The sequence below is a fragment of the Marinobacterium nitratireducens genome (assembly GCF_014645375.1).
GTDB lineage: Bacteria > Pseudomonadota > Gammaproteobacteria > Pseudomonadales > Balneatricaceae > Marinobacterium_A > Marinobacterium_A nitratireducens.
Genome location: NZ_BMLT01000008.1, coordinates 159,126 through 180,406 on the forward strand (window position 1 = coordinate 159,126; position 21,281 = coordinate 180,406).

Here is a 21,281-nt window from a genome sequence, read left to right on the forward strand (position 1 = left end):
GAAAGGTTCGAGCTAAGTCTATGAGTCAGTCCGACAAGCCTCCGGTGCGTATTCGCGCCGCCGACGTCGGCGCGGTCGAGCTCTGGCGGCTGCCGCAGGTCGAGGGGCGGCACCGCGTGGCGCTGGTGCAGCGGGAAGAAAGTGCGGTGGACGAGCAGCTCGACGCCGACGAGCTGCCGTTCGGCGACGGCAAGCTGACCCTGGCGGAGCTCGAGCGGATCCGCGAGGAAGCGCGTCAGGAAGGGTTCGAGGAAGGTCATCGGGAGGGGTTCGACAAGGGACTCGAAGCAGGGCGTATGCAGGGGCATGACGAAGGCCTGCAGCAGGGGCAGCAGGAGATTGCCGCTGCGGTGGCGCGCCTTGACGAGATGATCAGCGAATTCGAAGCGCCGTTGCAGACGCAGGCGAGGGAGCTCGAAAGCTGCCTGCTGCGGATGGTGGTGCAGCTTGCCGCCGCGGTGACCCGGCATGAGCTGGTCAGTCGCCCCGAGCTGATCCTCGACTCGGTGCGGGAGGCGCTGGCGCTGCTGCCGGACGAGGCGGGCGACGTGCGCATTCACGTCAACCCCGAGAACGAAGTGCTGCTGCAGCCGCTGTGCGACGCCCGGGAGCACAGAACCCTGGTGCCGGATCCTGGCATCAGCGCCGGCGGTTGTCGGGTGCGCACGCCCGCAAGCCGGGTCGACCAGACCCTCGAGACCCGCTTCGGTCAGGTGGCGGAGCAGCTTTTAGCCCGGCTGGCGGAATCCCCGGGCGATGAATGACGGATTTCTGACGCCATGTCGCGGTTGCTGAAACGCCTGCAATCCCACCTCGATCTGCGCTACGAGGCCCCGGAGCCCCGTATCGAAGGTCGTATTACCCGCCTGATCGGCCTGACCATCGAAGCCGTCGGTCTTCAGGTCGCCATCGGTGACAACTGTCTGATCGCGGTGCGTCCGGGCCTGGAGGTCGAAGCTGAAGTGGTTGGTTTCGCCGGCGATCGTATCTACCTGATGCCGCTGGACAGCGTTGACGGGCTGCAACCCGGCGCCCGTGTCATGCCGTTCGGCAATGCCGGTCAGGTGGCGGTGGGCCCCGGTCTGCTCGGGCGGGTGCTGAACGGCGTCGGCCGGCCGCTCGACGGCAAGGGGCCGCTGCAGGTCGAGACGCGGGTCGGGCTTGCCGGCGAAACCATCAACCCGCTGGAGCGTCACCCGATCGAGCAGCCGCTGGACGTCGGTATCCGTGCGATCAACGCGCTGTTGACGGTCGGTCGCGGTCAGCGACTCGGGCTGTTCGCCGGCAGTGGCGTCGGCAAATCGGTGCTGCTGGGCATGATGACCCGTTTCACCGAGGCCGAGATCATCGTCGTCGGGCTGATCGGCGAGCGTGGCCGCGAGGTCAAGGAGTTCATCGAGCACAACCTGGGCGCCGAGGGGCTGGCCCGCTCCGTGGTGGTGGCCTCCCCGGCCGACGACTCGCCGCTGATGCGCCTGCGGGCGGCCCAGCTGGCGACCCGCATTGCCGAGTATTTTCGCGCCGAGGGGCGCAATGTGCTGCTGCTGATGGACTCCCTGACCCGCTATGCCCAGGCGCAGCGCGAAATCGCGCTGGCGGTTGGCGAGCCGCCGGCCACCAAGGGCTATCCGCCGTCGGTCTTCGCCCGGCTGCCGAGGCTGGTCGAACGCGCCGGCAATGGCGCCAGTGGCGGTGGCTCCATCACCGCCTTCTACACCGTGCTGACCGAGGGGGACGATCAGCAGGACCCGGTTGCCGATGCGGCGCGGGCCATCCTCGACGGCCACGTGGTGCTGTCGCGACGGCTGGCGGAGCAGGGGCACTATCCGGCGATCGATATAGAAGCCTCGATAAGCCGCGCCATGCCGGCGATCGTTGATGCCGGTCATCTGGGTACGGCGATGCGCTTCAAGCAGCTGATGTCGCGCTATCAGCAGAACGAGGATCTGATTACCGTCGGCGCCTACACCCGCGGCAGCGATCCCGATACCGATTTCGCCATCGAGCGCATGCCGGTACTGAAGGCTTTTCTGCAACAGGGGCTTAACGAGTCCAAACCGCTGGCGCAGAGCGTGCAGGAACTGGCGATGGTGCTGTCGCCGCCGCCCAAGGCGCCCGCGAAAGCGCCGCCGCAGCCGGGAGCTAGAGGATGAAGAAGCGTTCCGAGCGCATGGCGTTGCTGCAGGATCTGGCCGAGCGCAAGAAGCGCCAGGCCGACCAGTTTCTCGCCGACAGCCGTGGCCGCGTCGAGCGTGACGAGGCAACCCTGGCGCAGCTGGAACGGTTCCTTGCCGAGTATCAGGCGCAGCTGCAGGAGAAGGGGCGGCAGGGCGTGGCCATGGATCGGTTTCTTGCCGCGCGAGCCTTCGTCGACAAGATCGAGGCAACGCTCAGACAGCACCGTGAGGCGATGCGCACCAATCGTCAGCAACTCGAACAGGTCGAGCAGCACTGGCGCAGCACTTACGGCCACCTCAAGGCGATGGAACACCTGACCGATCGCGCGCGGGCGCAGGAACGCAGCGAGGAAGAGAAGCGCCTGCAGAAACTGCTCGACGAGCGCGCGCAGCTCATTCGGCCGCCGTTTATTTGATGATTAGTAAGTGGTGAGGTGTGAAAGCTAAAGTTTCAACCGCGCATAACCGGATCCACGATCGGAGGATGGGTAGAGCGATGCACTGGTAGGGACATGACCGGTACCAATACCGCTCGGGCATCGCGAAACCCGTCAAATCGATCGTAGTACAGATCGATTGGTTTCCGGTGGCACAATTCGCTGCGCTCATGGTGCCCTACACACTGATGGATGCGTAGGAGCTCGCTCCGCGAGCGAAGCGAATATTGTCAGCGTGCCGCAAGGCTGTTCGCCCACAGAGTGGGCTCCTACGCCATCCCTGGCGGTCACGCCTCACCATAAATTTTGGCCCATAACCTGCATCGATACGACAATCGAGCGTTTTTCAGGAGTCGTCGATGGTCGCCCCCCTTGTTCCCATGGCTGCCGGTGTCGGAATCAGCGCGTCCGCGCAGAAGCCCGCAACGCCGGTGTCCGGCGTGCCCGCCGCAACGCCTTCGGCATTTGCAGCCCTTTATACCGCTGCGGCAGGCGCCGCGGCACCGGCGGGTGCGGGCGGCGAAGAATTGCCGCCGCCTAGCATGGCTTTGCCGGATGAGGGACGCCTGGCGGACGAGGCGGTGCCGGCTTTGGCATTGCTGGCGGCCGACCCCGCTTTGCCGTCAGACCGGGCCGCAGCGGCAGTGCGGGCCGGTGGCCATGCGCCAGAGGCGGAAACGGACGATCAGGCTGCCCGGCCGCCTGTGCTACCCGATGCCGCCGTCAACAGAGTTGCAGCCGGCCCGCCGCTGCAGCAGGCAGATTTGATGGCGGCGGATGCCGGGGCCTTCGAAACGTCGGCGAAGGGCCTGTCGCTGTCGCCTGCGCTGGCAGAAGGGCAGGCGACGGCGGGGCAAGCCTCAGCGGGGCAGGCTGTCGAACGGCGTGCTCAGGCGAGTCGCACAGATCCTGAGCCGGCAGTGGTCGACGCGCCTGCGGTATCCGTCACCGCGCAGGCTTCGCCCGCGCCGGGCGAGCAGACGCCGGCGAGCGCGGGCGCTGCGGTTGAACAGCGGCCGTTGGCTCCGGCCCCGGCGCCGCAGCAGGCCGTGGCCGCGCGCCTGCCGGCAGCAAAAGAGCGCGTGGATCAGACAGGCAGTGGCAGCGGCGCAGATGATATCGACTCGCTGCTGCGCTTCGTGCAGCAGGCCGAGCGCAAACCCCTGCCTGAGGGGATTCTGAAGGCGCTTGAAGTGCAGCAGCGTCTGGCCGCCGCAGCGCCGGGCGATGCCGTACTGGCGCCGGCAGCGGCAGGCGGCCCCGGGCTCCCGGTCGCCTCACCGCAGACGGCGGCCGGCTCGGCGCTGAATCTGTCGGCAGGACTGCCCCCGCCGGGAGCGGCCGCGGTCGCCGCGACCGGTAACGGCGGCCCGGCAACCGGGGGGCTGGCCGGGACCGCTGCGCTGACCGACAGCCTCGAAGCCGCTGCCGATTCCGTGGCAGAGGGCGGCGATGCTCCGGACGAGGCGCTGAATCGCCCGGCTCTTGCGCAGACGGTCACGAGCGTTGCCCGCGGCGCGCCGCCTGGTGCGGGCTTCAGCCTGCCCCAGGGGCTGGCGCCGGGAACCCCCGCCTGGGGACAGACGGTCGGCGAGCGTTTGCTGATGCTGTCGGCGGGCGGGGTGCAGATGGCGGAGATACAGCTCGATCCGCCCGAGCTTGGCAGTCTGCAGGTCCGGCTGCTGGTGCAGCATGATCAGGTCAGTCTGAGCATCAGCTCACCCCACGCCCAGGTCCGGGATGCGCTGGAGCAGCAGATGCCGCGATTGCGGGAGATGCTGGCCGAGCAGGGGCTCAATCTCGACAGCAGTACCGTTGCGGATGATTCCGGGCGGCGGGGGCGGCAGGCTGACGGGGAGCCGGAGCGAATTTTCACGTCCAGCGTCGGCGCCGGTGATGCCGGAGAGGTCGTCGAGGCGGCTGCGCCTGCCGTGACGGCCGTCAGGCGTTCGCTGGTAGACCAGTACGTGTAACCGGCACGCCTGTGTCACGCCGAAGGCATCACGGAACGCTCCGTTCCCGGGCGCCGGGCTGGGCCGTTAAAATCAGTATGATATAGTTAGCTCCGGTTAATGGAGGGGTTATGGCAGACGGAAGCGACGCCGCTGACGGCAAAGCAAGATCGCGCAAATGGCTGGTCATCGGCGCCGTGCTGACGCTGCTTCTGGTAGGCGGTGGCGGCGCTGCGGCGTTTTTCCTGCTGGGCAAGGATAATGCCGGTGCAGAGCAGGCGGCTCCGGAACTTGCCGAGGCGATCTACACCAAGATCCGCTCGCACGAAGGGCGGCCGATGTTCGTCGTGACGCTGGAGTCGGAGGATGGTCGCCGGCACTCCATGCAGGTCTATATCGAGGCGCTCAGCCGGGACCCGAAAGCCGATGAAATGCTCAGCCTGCATATGCCGAGGATCGTCTCGCTGCTCAATGCCCTGTTGAGTGCGCAACAGTACGAAGCGCTGCGTACCATCGAGGGCAAGCGTCAGTTGCAGGCTCAGGCGACCGAGCGCCTGCAGGCGTTCCTGCACGAAAAAATCGGTCAGCCCGGGGTCGAGACGGTCCTGTTCACCAACTTTGTCATGCAGTAACGGGCGGCCAGAATGTCGGTAAAGGATCTGCTGTCTCAGGACGAAATCGATGCGCTGTTGCACGGCGTGGACGATGGCGATATCGAAACCTCCGACGAGACGGATGAGTCCGACAGCGGTGAACTGAAAGCTTACGACCTGGCCAGCCAGGAGCGTATCGTGCGCGGGCGCATGCCGACGCTGGAAATGATCAACGAACGCTTCGCCCGCCATACCCGCCATACCCTGTTCAACCTGCTGCGCCGCAACGCCGATGTGACCGTCGGCGGTGTCCAGGTAATGAAGTACGGTGACTACATTCATACGCTCTACGTTCCCACCAGCATGAACCTGGTGCGAGTAACGCCGTTGCGCGGCACCGCTCTCTTCATTCTCGATGCCAAGCTGGTGTTCAAGCTGGTCGACAACTTTTTCGGCGGCGATGGCCGTCACGCCAAGATCGAGGGACGCGACTTCACGCCTACCGAGACCCGCCTGGTGCACAAGACCCTCAAGCTGCTGTTCGAGGATCTGAAAGAGGCCTGGCGGCCGGTGATGGGGCTCGGTTTCCAGCACACCGGTCACGAAATGAACCCGGCGATGGCGAACGTCGTCAGTCCCACTGAGGTGGTGGTGGTCAGTACCTTCCAGATCGATCTGGAGGGGGGCAGCGGCGAGCTGCAGGTCACCATGCCCTATTCGATGCTCGAGCCGATTCGCGACCTGCTGGTATCGGGATATCAGCGTGCCGAGGACGAGATCGACGAGCGCTGGATGCAGGCCCTGCGGCGTGACATCATGGCGGCCGAGGTCGATCTGAAGCTGCGGATCGCCGAGCGCGAGATGACCCTGCGCGACGTGATGGAGCTGGAGGCGGGGGATGTGATTCCGGTGGAAATACCGGAACAGCTGACGCTGCGGGCCGCCGGCGTACCGGTCTTCGGTTGCAAGCTCGGGGTGTCGCGCAACAACCTGGCGGTCAAGATCGTCGATCAGATCAAAACGACGGAATGAAGAGACTGAATCCATGAGTGACAACAAGGACAATCCCGTCGACCAGCAGGCGATGGCGGACGAGTGGGCCGCGGCGATGGAAGAGCAGACCGGCGGGGCCAGGGCGGTCGAGCTCGACGAACTGAAGGACGAGTCCACGCCGGTTAACGATCCCAAGCTGGATGTCATCCTGGACATACCGGTGACCCTGTCGATGGAGGTCGGCAATACCGAGATCGCCATCCGCAATCTGCTGCAGCTCACTCAGGGCTCGGTGATCGAGCTTGGACGCGTCGCCGGTGAGCCGCTCGACGTCATGGTCAACGGTACCCTGATCGCCCACGGCGAGGTGGTGGTGGTCAACGACCGCTACGGCATTCGCCTGACCGACGTGATCAGTCCCCAGGAACGCATCAAGAAGCTGCGCTGATGAAATATTTGCTGATGTTGACCGGCCTGCTGGCGATGCCGGCCCGGGCCGAGACCGCCTCGGGTGCGGGGACCTCGCTGCAGGACCCGGTATCGCTGGAAATGCTCGGGCAGCTGCTGATCGGACTGGTGGTGGTGGTCATCGCCATCCTGCTGGTGCTCTGGGTGCTCAAGCGCTTCACCGCTATCGGCGGGCATCACCGCGATATGAAGGTGATCGCGGTGCTGCCCCTGGGCACGCGGGAGAAGGCGGTGCTGGTGCAGGTCGGTGCCCGCCAGTTGCTGCTCGGCGTGGCGCCGGGGCGGGTCAGCCTGCTGGAGCGCTTCGAGGAGCCGGTGATCGTGCCGCCGCAGAGCGGTCAGTTCGGCGCCAAGCTGCGCGAAGCCTTCGCGCAACAGCAACAAAAGGACGGCTGGTGACGGCGATTAACGGCATTCTGGTGCGGCTCTGGCCGCTGCTGCTGCTTTTCGCTCTGCCCGCCGGCGCTCAGGATGTGGGCATCCCCGCGGTCAACGTGACCACGGCCGAAGATGGCAGTGCCAGTTACAGCGTGACGATCCAGATCCTCGCGCTGATGACCATGCTGACATTCCTGCCGGCGATGGTCATGATGATGACGTCCTTTACCCGCATCATCGTGGTGTTCGCGATCCTGCGCCAGGCGCTCGGGCTGCAGCAGACGCCGTCCAACCAGGTGCTGATCGGCCTGTCGCTGTTCCTGACGCTGTTCATCATGACGCCGGTGCTGGACCGGGTGAACCGGGACGCGGTCCAGCCCTATCTCGAGGAGCAGCTGGCGCCGATGGATGCGGTAAGGGCCGCCGCGGCGCCGTTTCGCGACTTCATGACGATGCAGACGCGGGAGAACGACCTCGAGCTGTTCATGCGGCTGGCGAAGACGCCGCCGGTGGCGTCGATCGACGAGGTGCCGTTCACCGTGCTGGTGCCGGCGTTCGTCACCAGCGAGCTCAAGACGGCGTTCCAGATCGGCTTCATGCTGTTCATACCCTTCCTCGTCATCGACCTGGTGGTGGCCAGCGTGCTGATGGCGATGGGCATGATGATGCTGTCGCCGGTGATCATTTCGCTGCCGTTCAAGATCATGCTGTTCGTGCTGGTGGACGGCTGGGTGATGGTGGTCGGCACCCTGGCCAGCAGTTTCGGAATGTGAGTTTTGTTGTGTGACGGGTGACGGGTGACGGGTGACAGGTGACAGGTGACAGGTGACAGGTGACAATTTCCCGTAACCCGTAACCCGTAACCCGTAACCCGTAACCCGTAACCCGTAACCCGTAACCCGTAACCCGTAACCCGTAACCCGTAACCCGTAACCCAGGCCGACGAAGGAGACAGTGCGATGACGCCACAGATGACGCTCGACCTCTTCGCCGACGCGCTCTGGCTGGTGGTGATACTGGTGACCGTCATTATTCTGCCGAGCCTGCTGGTGGGGCTGCTGATCTCGATGTTTCAGGCCGCGACCCAGATCAACGAGCAGACGCTGAGCTTTCTGCCGCGCCTGATCATCACCCTGGCGATGGTGATGTGGGCGGGCCCATGGATAGTGACGCGACTGCTGGACCACTTCCGCATGATATTCGAAGCCATCCCGCAACTGATCGGGACCGGCTGATGTTTGACGTCAGTCTGCTGCAGATCGAGCAGTGGGTGGCCGATTTCCTCTGGCCGCTGTTTCGCGTTGCCTCCTTCTTCATGGCGATACCGATGATCGGCAGCAATCTGGTGCCGGGGCGGATCCGCCTCGGGCTGGCGCTGCTGGTCACCATGCTGCTGGTGCCGGTGCTGCCGCCGATGCCGGCATTCGACGGCTTTTCGCTGCAGAGCTACCTGATCATCGCCCAGCAGATACTGATCGGCGCGGCAATGGGCTTTATGGTGCAGATGCTGCTGCAGGTGTTCGTGATCGGCGGGCAGCTGATCTCGACCCAGATGGGGCTGGGCTTCGCCTCGGTTTCGGACCCGGTCAACGGCGTCGCGGTGGTGGTGCTGACCCAGTTCTACCTGCAGCTGACGATGCTGCTGTTCCTGGCGATGAACGGACATCTGGTGATGATCGATGCGCTGGCGCAGAGTTTCGAGCGTATGCCGGTGGGGCTGGCCGGGATCGACCGTTCGATCTTCATCGAGGTGGTGCGCAGCGGCGGCTGGATGTTCGCCTCGGCGCTGCTGATGTCGCTGCCGGCGATTACCGCGTTGCTGGTGATCAACTTCGCCTTCGGCATCATCACCAAGGCGGCGCCGCAGCTGAACATCTTCGCCATCGGCTTTCCCTTTACCATGCTGATGGGGCTGCTGATTGCCTGGGTCAGTCTCGGCGGCTTCCTCGGCCAGTACCTGCGCATCGCCACCGAGGCGCTGGAGCGTGTCGGCCAGTTGTTCGCCGGCGGATGATGGCGGGATGATGGGAGAATTGTAGGGTGCCCTGAGCGCGGCGAACGGCACCGCCGTACCTCTCGATCGGCGTAGGGTGCTGCTGAGCGAAGCGATGCGCACCGAAAGAGACAGCACGTCGGGGAGCGCTCACCGCCACCCCGCGGATTCTGGAGGGCTTGCCTGCAATGGCAGACGAATCCGGTCAGGAAAAGACCGAAGACCCAACCCCCAAGCGATTGCGTGAGGCGCGCGAGAAAGGCGACGTGCCGCGATCGCGCGAACTGGGCGCCGCGGTGCTGCTGCTGGCGGCCGCCGCCAGTGCGTTGCTGTTCGGCGAAACTGCCGCACGGCTGATGGCGGACATGATGGTCGGCAACTTCCGTCTCGAGCGCGACGCACTGTTCGATCCGGCGATGATGTTCGCGCATCTCGGACGCTCGCTGTTCGATGCGCTGCTGGGAATGACCGGCTTTTTCCTGCTGGTGCTGCTGGCCGCGGTCATTGGCCCCATCGCCCTGGGCGGATGGAACTTCAGCGGCCAGGCGTTGCAGCCCAAGGGCAGTCGGATCAATCCGCTGTCGGGCCTCAAGCGGATGTTTTCGCTCAAGGCGCTGGTGGAGCTGGTCAAGGCGCTGGCGAAGTTTCTGCTGGTCGGTGCCGGCGCGGTACTGGTGCTCGGGCTGATCCAGCAGCAGCTCCTGGCGCTGGGCGCGAGCGACGTGTTGCTGGCGATGCGCGATGCCGTGCATATCGTCAGCTGGTCGTTTCTGGTCATCAGCGCAACGCTGATCCTGATCGCGGTGATCGATGTGCCTTTTCAGCTTTACGATTACAGCAAGAAGCTGAAGATGACGCTGCAGGAGGTCAAGGACGAGCTCAAGAACACCGAAGGCAAGCCCGAGGTGAAGGGCCGGATCCGGCAGTTGCAGCGCGAGATCGCGCAGCGCCAGATGATGACCCGGGTGCCCGAGGCCGATGTGGTGATTACCAACCCGACCCACTACGCGGTGGCGCTGAAGTACGACCCGGAGTCGGGCCGGGCGCCGGTGGTGCTGGCCAAGGGTGCCGATTTCGTGGCGCTGAAGATTCGCGAGCTGGCGATCGAGCACGAGGTGCCGCTGCTGTCGGCGCCGCCGCTGGCGCGGGCCCTGTACCGGCATACCGAGCTGGAGGAGGAAATACCGGCGGGGCTGTTCAAGGCCGTGGCGCAGGTGCTGGCGTATGTCTACCAGCTGCGCGAAGCGCGAAGGCGGGCCGGGGATGCGCAGCCGCTGCGGGACCAGGATCTCGATATCCCCGATGATCTGCGGTTCGATGGTGAGGAGTAAGGCGTAAGGTGGGGCGTGAGGCGTGAGGCGTGAGGCGTGAGGCGTGAGGCGTAAGGTGCGAGGTGCGAGGTGCGAGGTGCGGGATAGGCTGTTGAACGCTTAACGCTTAACGCTTAACGCTTAACGCCCTGGCGAGAAAATTGCATGAAACCACCCTGGTGCCCCTGGAGGGCGTCAATAAATTGAATGCTGGCGGTTGCCAGGTCTTCCAATAGCGACAGTTACGATTGTGCTGGCTGTGACTGACTGAATTTTGACGGTAGGCGGAGTGGATAGAGCGGTCATTCTCAACAACGTGCGCAGCCTGAGCCAGGGAAACCTGGGGGTGCCGCTGTTGCTGCTGGCCGTGATCGGCATGGTCACGCTGCCGATGCCGCCGTTCCTGCTGGATGTCTTCTTCACCTTCAATATCGCGCTGTCGCTGGTGGTGCTGCTGGTCTGTGTTTACGCATTGCGACCGCTCGAGTTTACCGTTTTCCCGACCATTCTGCTGGTGGCGACGCTGCTGCGGCTGGCGCTCAACGTGGCCTCGACCCGGGTGGTGCTGCTGTACGGTCACGAAGGCGGCGATGCCGCGGGCAAGGTGATCGAAGCCTTCGGCTCGGTGGTGATCGGCGGCAACTACGTGGTCGGTATCGTGGTGTTCCTGATACTGGTGATCATCAACTTCGTGGTGGTGACCAAGGGGGCCGGCCGTATTTCCGAAGTGAGTGCTCGCTTTACACTCGATGCCATGCCCGGCAAGCAGATGGCGGTCGACGCCGATCTCAATGCCGGCCTGATCAGCCAGGAAGAGGCGAAGCAGCGACGTCAGGAAGTCACCCGCGAGGCGGACTTCTACGGCGCCATGGACGGTGCCTCCAAGTTCGTCCGTGGCGACGCCGTCGCCGGTATCCTGATTCTGGCGATCAACCTGATCGGCGGCCTGTCCATCGGCATGCTGCAGCACGGTCTGAGCTTCGATCTGGCGGCGCGCTACTATTCGCTGCTGACCATCGGTGACGGTCTGGTGGCGCAGATTCCGTCGCTGCTGCTGTCGACCGCGGCGGCGATCACGGTGACGCGACAGAACACCTCCCAGGATATGGGGCATCAGGTGCTGCATCAGATGTTCTCGGCGCCGCGGGCGCTGATCGTCGCCGCCTGCGTGCTGACGGTCATCGGTATCGTGCCGGGTATGCCGCATGTCGCTTTTTTGACGCTTGCCGCAGCGGCCGGCGGTGTCGCCTGGTGGATTCTCAAGCTGCAGCGTGAAAAGGCCGGCGCCGAAGCCGCCGAGCGGCAGGAGCTGGCGCGCACCGAGCCGATGTCGGGCCCGGACGAGCAGAAAGAACTCGACTGGGATGATGTCATGCCGGTGGACATGATAGGACTCGAGGTCGGCTACCGCTTGATACCGATGGTCGACAAGATGCAGGGCGGCCAGTTGCTTGGCCGGATCAAGGGCGTGCGCCGCAAGCTGTCGCAGGACCTCGGCTTTCTGGTGCCCTCGGTGCATATCCGCGATAACCTCGATCTGTTGCCGGGGGGGTACCGCATACTGTTGATGGGTGTGATCGTCGGCGAGGCCGAGGTATATCCGGATCGCGAGCTGGCGATCAATCCCGGACAGGTCTTCGGTACGCTCAAGGGCACGGCGGTGAAGGATCCGGCCTTCGGGCTCGATGCCGTCTGGATCGAGAGCGGGCAGAAAGAGCAGGCCCAGTCGCTGGGCTATACGGTGGTGGACGCCAGTACCGTCGTGGCCACGCACCTGAACCAGCTGCTGCAGACCCACGCCCACGAGCTGCTGGGGCACGAGGAAGTGCAGCAGCTGCTGGATATGCTGTCGCGGCACTCGCCGAAGCTGGCCGAAGAGCTGGTGCCCGGCAAGCTGTCGGTCAGCGCCCTGCTCAAGGTGCTGCAGAGCCTGCTGATGGAGCAGGTGCCGCTGAAAGACTTCCGCAGCATCGCCGAGGCGCTGGCCGAGGCGGTGGGGCGTACCCAGGATCCGGTGGCGCTCACCGCGGCGGTGCGGGTGTCGCTGGCACGCCTGATCGTGCAGGAAATCAACGGTCCGGCCGACGATATTCCGGTGATTACCCTGGATCCGAAGCTCGAACAGCTGCTGCTCGGCTCGGTGCAGAACCCCTCCGGCGGCGAGGGGCTTGCGCTCGAGCCCGGTATGGCGGAGCGGTTGCAGAGTTCGCTGTCGACGGCGGCGCAGAACCAGGAAATGGCCGGCAAGCCGACGATACTGCTGGTGGCGGCGCCGGTGAGACCGCTGATGGCGAAGTTCGTACGCTATGGCCAGCATCAGATTCACGTGCTTTCCTATCAGGAAATCCCGGAGAGCAAGAAGGTCACCATCGTGGCCACCGTAGGTGGACAGTGATGAGCGTAGGGCGCCTTGACCGCCAGGGATGGTGGAAATGCTGAGAATGCAGGAGCGGTTCGTAGTGGAGCGAAGCGAGCTGCGCCGCAAGCAGTGGCACGTTTCGCTTCGCTCAAGGTGCCCTACATCAATCGAAACGCTTCGCTGTGAGCGCGCACCGGTGGCGTCACGCGTAACCTGTCACGCGTCACCCAGAGGACGACTATGAAGGTAAAACGCATTTTTGCCCCTGACATGCGCCAGGCGATGCGGCGGGTCCGTGAAGAAATCGGACCCGATGCGGTCATTGTCTCCAATCATCGGGTGGCCGGCGGCGTCGAGGTGGTGGCCGCCCACGAGCACGAATACGAGGCGGCCCAGGCCGAGTTCAAGCGCCAGGGCCAGGAGCGGCGCCGGCGCGAGGAGCAGTTGCAGCGCCAGCACAGCGCCGGGCGTCAGGGCGCCGGGCTCGATGACGAGATGCGCAAGGTGCGTGCGCGCATCGCTGCGGCGCAGCAGCAGGCTGCCAGTCCCGCCGAGCCCGGGCTCGATGTGGTGCGAAACCGCCAGATCGAGAGCGACGAGGACGACGAGATGCGCAGCATTCTCGAAACCCTCAAGGCGCGGCAGCAGGCCCGGATCGCGGTGCCTGCAGACGTGCCCGAGCCTGCGCCGCGGCGGCCTGCGCCGGAGTCCGCCGACGGTGGCGATCACCGCATGATTGTCACCATGCAGCAGGAAATTCAGCAGTTGCGGGCGATGCTGGAAAGCCAGCTGAAGTCGCCGCCCCCGGCCGCGCCTGCGCCGCGCTCGCAGCCTCCGGTGGCGCAGGCCAAGCTCAGTCGCCGGCTCGACAGTCTGGGTATCGGCGCCCGGGTGGTGCGCCATCTGGTGGCCGATATCGAGCAGGATATCGAGCTCGACAAGGCCTGGCGCGGTAGTCTGGCGCGCCTGTCGGACGCCATTCCGGTGGTGGGGGAGGAGTTTATCGAACGGGGTGGCATGGTCGCCTTCGTCGGTCCCACCGGCGTCGGCAAGACCACCACCATCGGCAAGCTGGCGGCGCGCTACGTGCTGCGTTACGGCAGCTCCAGTCTGGCGCTGGTGACAACCGATTCCTACCGTATCGCCGCCCACGAGCAGCTGCGGACCTTCGGACGTATCCTCGATGTCCCGGTGCGGGTGGCGGATGAGAATCACTCGCTGGAAGAGGTGCTGCAATCGCTGCGCGGCAAGCGGCTGGTGCTGATCGATACTGCGGGCATGAGCGCCAGCGAACCCCATACCGGCGAGCAGATAGAGCTGCTAAAGAGCGTGCCTTTGCGCATGAAAAAGTTGCTGGTGCTGTCCTGCTCCAGTCAGCGTCGGGTGCTGGAAAGCGCCTACGATACCTACCGCGGGCTGGGACTGAACGGTTGCGTGCTGAGCAAGCTGGACGAGTCCGGCAGTCTTGGCGAGGCATTGACGCTGGCGATCGAGAAGCAGCTGCCGATAGCTTATGTCACGGACGGACAGAAGATACCGGACGATATCGGCGTGGCGCGGCGACACGACCTGGTGAGCCGGGCGGTGGTGACCGCGCAGAAAGCGCTGGAACGGGAACAGCAGTCGGGAGATGAGCCGGATCTGGCCTTTATCGGCCGGACCGGTTGATCCAGGGAAGAAACAGAGCATGCATCCAGTCAAGGTGGTGGCGGTAACCGGCGGCAAGGGCGGCGTCGGCAAGACCAATGTATCGGTCAATCTCTCGCTTGCGCTCGGGGAGATGGGGCGGCGTGTGGTATTGCTGGATGCCGACCTTGGGCTTGCCAATGTCGATGTGCTGCTCGGGTTGCGGCCGCGTCAGACCATCGCCGATGTGCTGGCCGGCAGTTGCGGGCTGGCCGAGGTGATGCTCGACGCCGGCGAGAACGTGCGTATCGTGCCGGCCTCTTCGGGCACCCAGGAAATGACCGCCCTGGGGGTGCACGAGCATGCCGAGCTGATCCACGCTTTCAGCGACATCGGCGATGACGTCGATGTGCTGGTTATCGATACCGCGGCGGGAATTTCAGAGTCGGTGGTCAGTTTTCTGCGCGCTTCCCAGGAGGTGCTGGTGGTGGTGTGCGACGAGCCGACGTCGATCACCGACGCCTATGCCCTGATCAAACTGCTGAACCGGGATTACCGCGTCAGTCGCTTCCGGGTGCTGGCCAACATGGTGCGCAGCGAGGCGGAAGGCCGCAATATGTTCAACAAGCTGCTGACCGTGACCGACCGTTTCCTCGATGTAACACTTCAATACGTAGGGTCAATCCCTTATGATGAATCGGTCAGAAAGGCCGTTCAACGCCAAGCTGCTGTATTAAAAGCATTTTCCAGCAGCAAAGCGGCACTTGCCTATCGTCAGCTGGCGAACAGGGTCGACAGCTGGCCGGTGATGACGACGCCGCGCGGACATCTCGAATTCTTCGTCGAGCGGCTGGTGCAGAGATTATAAAGAAGGTTCTTCGCGGCTACGCAGTGGCGGCTTGAAGGCGTGCGGCCTCGGCCTCGGGCGCTGGCGTTTGTGGTCCTCTATACTCGGGGAACTCAGGCTTCGGCTGACGGAAGAACCCCTAAAGCCCGGAAAAAGGATGTCATGTATAACCAGCTGGATTACACCTCCAGTGAGGACCTGATAGAGCAGTACGCCCCGCTGGTTAAGCGTATTGCCTACCATCTGCTGGCGCGCCTGCCAGCGAGCGTCGTGCTCGAGGACCTCATCCAGGCGGGCATGATCGGATTGCTCGAAGCTGCCGGCAAATACAACCCCGGCAAGGGCGCCAGTTTCGAAACCTACGCCGGTATCCGTATTCGCGGTGCCATCATCGACGAAGTGCGCCGTGGCGACTGGACGCCGCGTTCGGTGCATCGCAACAGCCGTCGTGTCGCCGACGCCATTCATCAGCTCGAAGCCCGCCTTGGGCGCGACGCCAGCGACGCCGAAGTGGCGGCGGAGCTGGGAATCGGCATGGACGAGTATCACTCGCTGCTGCAGGACGCCATGGAAAGTCGCCTGTTCAGCTTCGAGGAGCTGGTCAATCCCGATGACGACGGCGCCGGCGAACAGTTCGTCTCGGAGACCCCCGAGCCCGGCGGCGAGGTCGAGCAGGGCGCTTTTACCGCCGCGCTCGCCCGTGCCATCGAGGGGCTGCCCGAGCGTGAGCGGCTGGTGCTGTCGCTCTACTACGACGAGCAGCTCAACCTCAAGGAGATCGGGCAGGTGCTCGGGGTCAGCGAATCCAGGATCAGCCAGATTCACAGCCAGGCGGCTCACCGGCTGCGGGCACGGCTGCGCGACTGGCGATAAATTTTTCCACAAAGCAGCTGCAGTTTCGGCCTGTCCGGCCGATACAGCTAACGTTTGCTGCCTGTGTATATAACGGGGCTCGGGGTTAACGGAGGCTGAATGGCCTCCCGGCCGGTCAGGCCGGCAGCCCGGAGACGCCGGCGGGCCGATCAGAAGCGGCTCCGTACATCGGGTCATTATTGTTTGGGAGAACCTGTCTTGAGAAAGGACATCCGAATCCTGGTGGTGGACGACTTTTCCACCATGAGGCGCATCATAAAGAATCTGCTGCGTGATCTGGGGTTCACTAACGTCTTGGAGGCCGACGATGGCAAGACGGCCCTGCCGATCCTGAAACAGGGCAGCGTGGATTTTCTGGTGACGGACTGGAACATGCCGGGCATGACCGGTATCGACCTGCTGAAGGAAGTTCGCAAGGATCCGCAGCTGGCCGCGATACCGGTGCTGATGGTGACGGCGGAAGCCAAGCGCGAGCAGATCATTACCGCCGCTCAGGCCGGTGTGAACGGCTATGTCGTCAAGCCGTTCACCGCCGCCGTGCTGAAGGAGAAGATCGACAAGATCTTCGAGCGTCTGGAAGGCTGAGGAGTTTCCGTCATGTCCGGTGCAAAGATAACGTCAACCACGGATTCGCTGGAAGCGCTGTTGCAGGGCAAGGCGCAGGAGCTGGTTGCGGTGCTCGAGCGGGGCGACCTGCCTGATGCCATGTCGCTGATCAGTGAGCTGCAGGCTGCGCGCCATGACGCCTTTTATCGCGAGGTGGGCCGGCTCACCCGCGGACTGCATGAGGCGATCAAGTCGTTCTCGTCGGAAATCGGCGTGCCGGAAGCGCAACGCGGCCAGCTTTCCGCGATGACGGATGCCTCCGAGCGTCTCGATTACGTTATCCAGCTGACCGAACGGGCGGCCCACGACACCCTCGATCGCGTCGATCGTACCCTGGCACTGGTGGACCGATTCGCCGGGCGCCAGGACCTGCCCGAGGATACGACCCCGCAGCTCGAGCAGATGCGCGGCGAGCTGACGGAGATCCTGGTCGGGCAGGGTTTTCAGGACATTACCGGGCAGCTGATTCGCCGCGTCATGCAGCTGCTGACGCAGGTCGAAAGCCAACTGGTGGATCTTATGGAAATGGCTGCGAAGGTTGACCGGCTCAACAACGTCAGGGTGGAAGAGCCCCGCAGCGTTGCGGCGCCGGCCGATCCGGCGCGTGCCGAGGGTCCCCAGGTGCGGCCAGCGGACGGCGCCGCGGTGGCCCGCAATCAGGACGACGTCGACGATCTGTTGTCCAGTCTGGGCTTTTGAGAGGAGCGCCCCATGGGTTTGGATGTGGATCAGGAGATCCTGGAAGACTTTTTGATCGAAGCCGGCGAGATACTGGAGCAGCTCTCGGAGCAGCTAGTCGATCTCGAGCAGCGGCCGCAGGACCGTGAGCTGCTGAACGCGATCTTCCGTGGCTTCCATACGGTCAAGGGCGGCGCGGGTTTCCTGCAGATCGAGGCCATGGTGGAATGCTGCCATCAGGCCGAGAACCTGTTCGATCTGTTGCGCACCGGCGAGCTGCAGGTCTCGGCATCCCTGATGGATCTGGTGCTGCAGGCGCTCGATGCGGTCAATCGCATGTTCGGCCAGGTGCGCGCCGGCGACAATCCGGAGCCGGCCTCGCCGCAGCTGCTGCAAAGCCTGGCGGGCGCTGCCAGCGGACAGCCTGTTGCTGAGCCTGCGGCTGCACCGGCGCCGTCGCAAGCGCCGGGGGAAGTCGGGCTGAGCGAAGCGCTGGGGCAGGCGCCGAACGACGATCTCATTTCCGAGGACGAGTTCGAGTCGCTGCTGGACGAACTGCACGGCAGTGGCGGGGCGCCGGGAAAGACGGATTCGCAGGCCGGTGCCGGCAGCGACCGGATTACCGAGGATGAGTTCGAATCCCTGCTCGACGAACTGCACGGCAGTGGTGGGGCGCCCGGCAGGAAAACGCAGACGGACGCCGCCGGCCTCTCGGGACGCGAGTTCGATGCGCTGCTCGACGAACTGCCGGTCACCGCGAAGGAAGCGCCTGTGGCGCCGAAAGCGCCGGCTGCCGGGGAGCTGATTACCGACGACGAGTTCGAGGATCTGCTGGACAAGCTGCAGGCCGAAGGCAAGGGCGCCTTCGCCGCGGCACCGGCGGCCGAAAAGCCGCGCCCGCCGGCGGGCCAGCCCGAACCGGTGGCCGCTGCCCCGTCGTCCCGTGGCGCCCAGGAGTCCTCCAATGTGCGCGTCGACACCCGCCTGCTCGATACCATCATGAACATGGTGGGCGAGCTGGTGCTGGTGCGCAATCGCCTGGTGCGTCTTGGCGGCGCCCAGGAAGACGAGGAAATGGCGAAGGCGCTCGGTACCCTCGACATGGTCACCGCCGATCTGCAGACCTCGGTGATGAAAACCCGCATGCAGCCGGTGAAAAAGGTGTTCGGGCGTTTTCCGCGTCTGATTCGCGATCTCTCGCGCAACCTCAAGAAGGAAATCCGGCTGGAGCTTCGCGGCGAGGAAACCGATCTCGACAAGAACCTGGTCGAGGCGCTGGCCGATCCGCTGATCCACCTGGTGCGCAATGCCGTCGATCACGGTATCGAGGCGCCGGCCAAGCGCGAGCAGCTGGGCAAGCCGCGGGAAGGGCTGGTGCTGCTGTCCGCCGAGCAGGAAGGCGACCATATCCTGCTGGTGATCCAGGACGACGGCGGCGGTATGGATCCGAACAAGCTGCGCAAGCTGGCGGTCCAGCGCGGCATGCTCGACAGCGAAGCGGCCGCGCGGCTGAGCGATCAGGAATGCTTCAATCTGATCTTCGCCCCCGGCTTTTCGACCAAGTCCGAGATCTCCGACGTGTCCGGGCGCGGTGTGGGCATGGATGTGGTCAAGACCAAGATCACCCAGCTCAACGGTACCCTGGCGATCGATTCGGTACTGGGGCAGGGTACCCGCATCGCCATCCAGGTGCCGCTGACGCTGGCGATCATGCCGACGCTGATGGTGATTCTGGAGCAGCAGGCCTTCGCGCTGCCATTGGTCAACGTCAACGAGATCTTCAATCTGGACCTGACCAAAACCAACGTCGTCGACGGTCAGCGCGTGATCGTGGTGCGTGACCAGGCGCTGCCGCTGTTCCACCTCAAGCGCTGGCTGGTGGACGGCGCCGCGCATGCGCCGCTGCCGAAGCAGGGACATGTCGTGATCGTGACCGTTGGCACCCAGCGGGTGGGGTTCGTCGTCGACCAGCTGGTGGGCCAGGAAGAGGTGGTCATCAAGCCGCTCGGCAGCATCCTGCACGGCACGCCGGGGCTCTCCGGCGCCACCATCACAGGCGACGGCCGCATTGCCCTGATCATCGACCTGCCCAACCTGCTAAAGCGCTACGCGAGCTGACGCGGATGCTGACGAGAAGGACCCCATGGCGGCAAGCGTACTCATAGTCGACGACTCCAGCTTTATCCGGCACCGCATCAGCGATGCGCTGGCCCGCGACCCGCGCCTGAAGGTCGTGGGTACGGCGGTCAACGGCGTCGAGGCGGTCGAGAAGGCGCGCCAGCTGCGTCCTGACGTCATTACCATGGATGTCGAGATGCCGCAGATGAACGGCATCGAGGCGGTTCGCCGGATCATGCGCGAGGCGCCGACCTCGATTCTGATGCTGTCGTCGCTGACCCACGAGGGGGCCCAGACCACACTGCAGGCCCTCGAGGCCGGCGCCGTGGATTACCTGCCCAAGGATATTCGCGCCTGGCTCGACCAGTCCGGCCAGGTCAGCGGCCAGCTGATCGACCGGCTGGTGTCGCTGGCGCGCTCGCCGCGGTTTCGCCGCAGCCGTTTCGCCAGCGACAGCGTGCCCGAGGGGCGCAGTGCCAGCACCCTGGTATTCCGCTCCGGCGCGCGCGAAGACGCGCCCAGGGCGGCGCCGCCGCGCCCGGCGGGCCGTGTGCGGATGCCCGACTGCCGGCTGGTGGTGATTGGGTCCTCCACCGGCGGTCCGGCGGCCCTGCAGCAGATTCTGACGCAACTGCCGGCATCCTTCCCGTACCCGATCCTGCTGGTGCAGCACATGCCCGCAACCTTCACCCGGGTGTTCGCCGAGCGGCTCGACCAGCAGTGCCGTATTCGCGTGCGTCAGGCGGAGGACGGCGATCGCCTCGAACCGGGGCTGGCGCTGCTGGCACCGGGCGGCCAGCAGATGATCATCGACGGCAACCGCACCGACCGCGTGCGGATTCTTCCCGGCGACGAGCGCCTGACCTACAAGCCCAGCGTCGATATCACCTACGGCTCTGCCGCGCGCGCCTATGGCCGCAGGACCCTGGCGCTGATTCTCACCGGGATGGGCGCTGACGGCTGCGAGGGGGCGAAGCTGCTGAAGAAGACCGGCGCCACCATCTGGGCGCAAAACCAGCAGAGCTGCACCATCTACGGCATGCCGCAGGCGGTGGTCAAGGCCGGGCTGGCGGATGCGGAGCTGGACCTGTCGGAATTCGGGCCGCTGCTCGCCGGAGGCGGCCACTGATGGACCGGCTCAGCCTGCTGGGCTTGCTGCTGGCGGTGGTGGCCGTCGTCGGTGGTCACTATCTCGAAGGCGGCCAGTTGCAGCAGCTGTTCAACCCGCCGGCACTGCTGATCGTGGTGGGTGGCACCCTGGCGGCGGCAGCGATCCAGTCTCCGGCCGACGACTTTCGCCGTGCGCTGCGTCTGCTGCGCTGGCTGCTGCGCAGCCCCCGCTACGATTTCGAAGCCGGCGTGAAGGAAGTGGTCAGGTGGTGCGGTCTGGCGCGCAAGGACGGTCTGCTGGCGCTGGAGAAGGAGGTGGCGCGAACCCCGGATCCGCTGGTGCGCGGAGGCCTGCAGCTGCTGGTGGACGGTCGCCGCTCCGAGGTCATCCGCGCCATGCTGGAAGTGCAGCTGGTAGCGCATGAACAGCGGGATCTGCAGGGCGCGCGCGTGATCGAGAGTATGGGAGGCTATGCGCCGACGCTGGGCATTCTTGGCGCCGTGATCGGGCTTATCCAGGTCATGAGCAGCCTGGCGGATCCCGAGGGCCTGGGCGCCGGGATCGCCACGGCGTTCGTCGCCACCGTCTACGGTGTCGGTCTCGCCAACCTGCTGCTGATCCCGCTGGCCAACAAGATCAAGAATCGGGTGCTGGAGCGCTACCGCTATCAGGAAATGATGCTCGAAGGTCTGCTGTCGATCGCCGATGGCCAGAGTCCGCAGCTGATCCGCCAGCGCCTGCTGGGCTACCTGGGGTAGGTTC

At 64.9% G+C, this 21,281-nt stretch carries 21 protein-coding genes; all 21 read left to right on the top strand.

Going from position 1 to position 21,281, the window contains the following annotated elements:
- The first annotated feature begins 20 nt into the window (after nt 1-20).
- The 21 genes from IEX85_RS16185 to IEX85_RS16285 all read left to right on the top strand — a co-directional run bounded on the left by IEX85_RS16185 (nt 21) and on the right by IEX85_RS16285 (nt 21,277).
- On the top strand, nt 21-764 hold the full coding sequence (locus IEX85_RS16185) for a flagellar assembly protein FliH (RefSeq protein ID WP_188861651.1): 744 nt from the start codon (nt 21-23) through the stop codon (nt 762-764).
- Between the two features lie 15 nt (nt 765-779).
- Nucleotides 780-2,153, top strand: coding sequence for a flagellar protein export ATPase FliI (gene fliI, locus IEX85_RS16190; protein WP_188861652.1), 1,374 nt, complete (start codon nt 780-782; stop codon nt 2,151-2,153).
- Nucleotides 2,150-2,593, top strand: coding sequence for a flagellar export protein FliJ (gene fliJ, locus IEX85_RS16195; protein WP_188861653.1), 444 nt, complete (start codon nt 2,150-2,152; stop codon nt 2,591-2,593). The genes fliI and fliJ overlap by 4 nt, the downstream gene beginning before the upstream one ends.
- 563 nt (nt 2,594-3,156) lie before the next feature.
- Nucleotides 3,157-4,587, top strand: coding sequence for a flagellar hook-length control protein FliK (locus tag IEX85_RS16200; protein ID WP_188861654.1), 1,431 nt, complete (start codon nt 3,157-3,159; stop codon nt 4,585-4,587).
- 110 nt (nt 4,588-4,697) lie between these two features.
- Nucleotides 4,698-5,198, top strand: coding sequence for a flagellar basal body-associated FliL family protein (locus tag IEX85_RS16205; RefSeq protein WP_188861655.1), 501 nt, complete (start codon nt 4,698-4,700; stop codon nt 5,196-5,198).
- A 12-nt stretch (nt 5,199-5,210) separates the two neighbouring features.
- Complete coding sequence (gene fliM / locus IEX85_RS16210) at nt 5,211-6,191, top strand: flagellar motor switch protein FliM (protein WP_188861656.1); 981 nt, start codon at nt 5,211-5,213, stop codon at nt 6,189-6,191.
- 13 nt (nt 6,192-6,204) lie between these two features.
- Complete coding sequence (fliN, locus tag IEX85_RS16215; protein ID WP_188861657.1) at nt 6,205-6,600, top strand: flagellar motor switch protein FliN; 396 nt, start codon at nt 6,205-6,207, stop codon at nt 6,598-6,600.
- Nucleotides 6,600-7,019 carry a flagellar biosynthetic protein FliO gene (gene fliO / locus IEX85_RS16220; protein WP_229721966.1) on the top strand — a complete coding sequence of 140 codons (420 nt, stop codon included), beginning with the start codon at nt 6,600-6,602 and terminating at the stop codon, nt 7,017-7,019. The genes fliN and fliO overlap by 1 nt, the downstream gene beginning before the upstream one ends.
- A gap of 5 nt (nt 7,020-7,024) precedes the next feature.
- Nucleotides 7,025-7,771, top strand: coding sequence for a flagellar type III secretion system pore protein FliP (gene fliP / locus IEX85_RS16225; RefSeq protein ID WP_188861743.1), 747 nt, complete (start codon nt 7,025-7,027; stop codon nt 7,769-7,771).
- Between the two features lie 186 nt (nt 7,772-7,957).
- Complete coding sequence (gene fliQ, locus IEX85_RS16230; RefSeq protein ID WP_188861658.1) at nt 7,958-8,233, top strand: flagellar biosynthesis protein FliQ; 276 nt, start codon at nt 7,958-7,960, stop codon at nt 8,231-8,233.
- Nucleotides 8,233-9,012: a flagellar biosynthetic protein FliR gene (gene fliR, locus IEX85_RS16235; RefSeq protein ID WP_188861659.1), complete on the top strand. Its 780-nt coding sequence runs from the start codon at nt 8,233-8,235 to the stop codon at nt 9,010-9,012. The genes fliQ and fliR overlap by 1 nt, the downstream gene beginning before the upstream one ends.
- A 167-nt stretch (nt 9,013-9,179) precedes the next feature.
- Nucleotides 9,180-10,322: a flagellar biosynthesis protein FlhB gene (gene flhB / locus IEX85_RS16240; protein WP_188861660.1), complete on the top strand. Its 1,143-nt coding sequence runs from the start codon at nt 9,180-9,182 to the stop codon at nt 10,320-10,322.
- A gap of 268 nt (nt 10,323-10,590) precedes the next feature.
- Nucleotides 10,591-12,696 (top strand): flagellar biosynthesis protein FlhA, encoded by a 2,106-nt coding sequence (gene flhA, locus IEX85_RS16245; protein ID WP_188861661.1) that lies wholly within the window; start codon nt 10,591-10,593, stop codon nt 12,694-12,696.
- 204 nt (nt 12,697-12,900) lie between these two features.
- On the top strand, nt 12,901-14,328 hold the full coding sequence (flhF, locus tag IEX85_RS16250; RefSeq protein WP_188861662.1) for a flagellar biosynthesis GTPase FlhF: 1,428 nt from the start codon (nt 12,901-12,903) through the stop codon (nt 14,326-14,328).
- A gap of 19 nt (nt 14,329-14,347) precedes the next feature.
- Entirely contained in the window at nt 14,348-15,154 is an 807-nt protein-coding gene (locus tag IEX85_RS16255) for a MinD/ParA family protein (protein ID WP_188861663.1), read from the top strand.
- 141 nt (nt 15,155-15,295) lie between these two features.
- Nucleotides 15,296-16,006, top strand: coding sequence for an RNA polymerase sigma factor FliA (locus IEX85_RS16260; RefSeq protein WP_188861664.1), 711 nt, complete (start codon nt 15,296-15,298; stop codon nt 16,004-16,006).
- Between the two features lie 210 nt (nt 16,007-16,216).
- Nucleotides 16,217-16,591 (top strand): chemotaxis response regulator CheY, encoded by a 375-nt coding sequence (gene cheY / locus IEX85_RS16265; RefSeq protein ID WP_444543278.1) that lies wholly within the window; start codon nt 16,217-16,219, stop codon nt 16,589-16,591.
- A 12-nt stretch (nt 16,592-16,603) separates the two neighbouring features.
- Nucleotides 16,604-17,311 carry a protein phosphatase CheZ gene (locus IEX85_RS16270; RefSeq protein ID WP_188861666.1) on the top strand — a complete coding sequence of 236 codons (708 nt, stop codon included), beginning with the start codon at nt 16,604-16,606 and terminating at the stop codon, nt 17,309-17,311.
- Between the two features lie 12 nt (nt 17,312-17,323).
- Complete coding sequence (locus IEX85_RS16275; RefSeq protein ID WP_188861667.1) at nt 17,324-19,408, top strand: chemotaxis protein CheA; 2,085 nt, start codon at nt 17,324-17,326, stop codon at nt 19,406-19,408.
- Between the two features lie 25 nt (nt 19,409-19,433).
- Nucleotides 19,434-20,537 carry a protein-glutamate methylesterase/protein-glutamine glutaminase gene (locus IEX85_RS16280; protein WP_188861668.1) on the top strand — a complete coding sequence of 368 codons (1,104 nt, stop codon included), beginning with the start codon at nt 19,434-19,436 and terminating at the stop codon, nt 20,535-20,537.
- Nucleotides 20,537-21,277, top strand: a complete 741-nt coding sequence (locus IEX85_RS16285) for a flagellar motor protein (protein WP_188861669.1) — start codon at nt 20,537-20,539, stop codon at nt 21,275-21,277. Before IEX85_RS16280 ends, IEX85_RS16285 begins: the two co-directional genes overlap by 1 nt.
- Nucleotides 21,278-21,281 lie beyond the last annotated feature (4 nt).